General features: G+C 63.4%; 2 protein-coding genes. Both read left to right on the top strand.

Going from position 1 to position 1,121, the window contains the following annotated elements; all coding sequences use genetic code 11:
- A partial coding sequence (locus tag FWJ67_RS11230; protein WP_414482873.1) for a hypothetical protein occupies window positions 1-327 on the top strand: 327 nt, incomplete at its 5' end.
- Between the two features lie 22 nt (window positions 328-349).
- Window positions 350-1,006 carry a transglycosylase SLT domain-containing protein gene (locus tag FWJ67_RS11225; protein WP_414482872.1) on the top strand — a complete coding sequence of 219 codons (657 nt, stop codon included), beginning with the start codon at window positions 350-352 and terminating at the stop codon, window positions 1,004-1,006.
- Window positions 1,007-1,121: the final 115 nt, after the last annotated feature.

The raw sequence follows: 1,121 nt of genomic DNA, 5'->3' as shown, positions 1-1,121 counted from the left end.
CCCGTCATTAGTCAGGCGGATGTTGCCGATGCGGCGCGGCGGCGGTGGTACGCCGTCACGGCTGGCAAGGGCCTGACCAGCGAGAATGCGAAGGAGCTTCTGCGACTCTCCTGGTGGAAGAAGACCGGTGAGGACGTGGAGAGCACCTCCCAGATCCGCTCTGACTTCATCGAGGCGGCGGCCAATAAGCTTCAGGCCGCGAAACCTGTGACGGTCCGAAAGATCCTGGATGATCTGCGGCAGGAGTACCGGCAGTGGCGGGAGATGACCGGCCCGGACGATGTTCCCGAAAACCAGTATTCTGACGCGGACGACAACCGCCCTTAGGAGCTGAGGAGGCGGTGGGAGGATGAAGCTGGGTTACGAGCACAAAACGATCGTCGCCCAGGCGCTCTTCGTACTGGGACTCGTTGCCGCCTTTGCTGGTGGGATGGCATACGGGCAAATGATTATGGCCCCGCTCCAGGACAGCATAACAGAGGCCAAGGAGACCATAAGGACACTGATGGCCGAAACGCAGGTGCTCTCGGAGCGCATCGCCGCTTTGGAGGCCGAGTTCCAGGCTCTGAGTTCCAGACTCGACGCCCTCCTGCCGGTGGCCCAGAGGATCAGCCGTTGGAATCCTGGGCTCGGTCCCGAGGCTCTTGGGGTGGCGGCGGTGGTAGTTGATGCCGCCGCCACCTACGGGGTCCCCGTAGACCTGGTGATAGCCCTCGGGGCGGCTGAGAGCGACTGGAGGCTCAATGCTCGGGGGCGGGCCGGAGAGCGCGGCCCTCTCCAGGTACTGCCAGATACCTTCCGGCTGCTCGGGGGCACCGACCTCAATGACTGGCGGCAGACGCTGAGGGCTGGTGTGCGGTACCTGAGTATGACCCTGGAGCGTGCCCGGGGCGACGTGGAGCTTGCGGTTGCCCTCTACAACTCTGGGATCAACCGCCAGCCTGCTGTGGCCCTGCGAGTGAGTGCCCGCCACGTTCGGCGGGTGTTGGTAAACATGGAAGGATGAAGGCGATGGAGCTTACTGGCCGAATCCATACATCGAGGTGCTACCGGTGTGGCGGCATGTTCCATCCGGATGAAGGAAGCGAGGTGATCGTCAGGGTACTCCGGGCTACACGCCT

Source organism: Limnochorda sp., assembly GCF_047459355.1.
Lineage (GTDB): Bacteria > Bacillota > Limnochordia > Limnochordales > Limnochordaceae > Limnochorda.
Note: the sequence above shows the minus strand (reverse complement) of the source record. Positions and strands in the feature narration are given on the sequence as shown.

Coding starts and splice junctions, on each gene's coding strand:
- FWJ67_RS11225 (WP_414482872.1), top strand. CDS start 350: ATGAAGCTGGGTTACGAGCACAAAACGATCGTCGCCCAGGCGCTCTTC.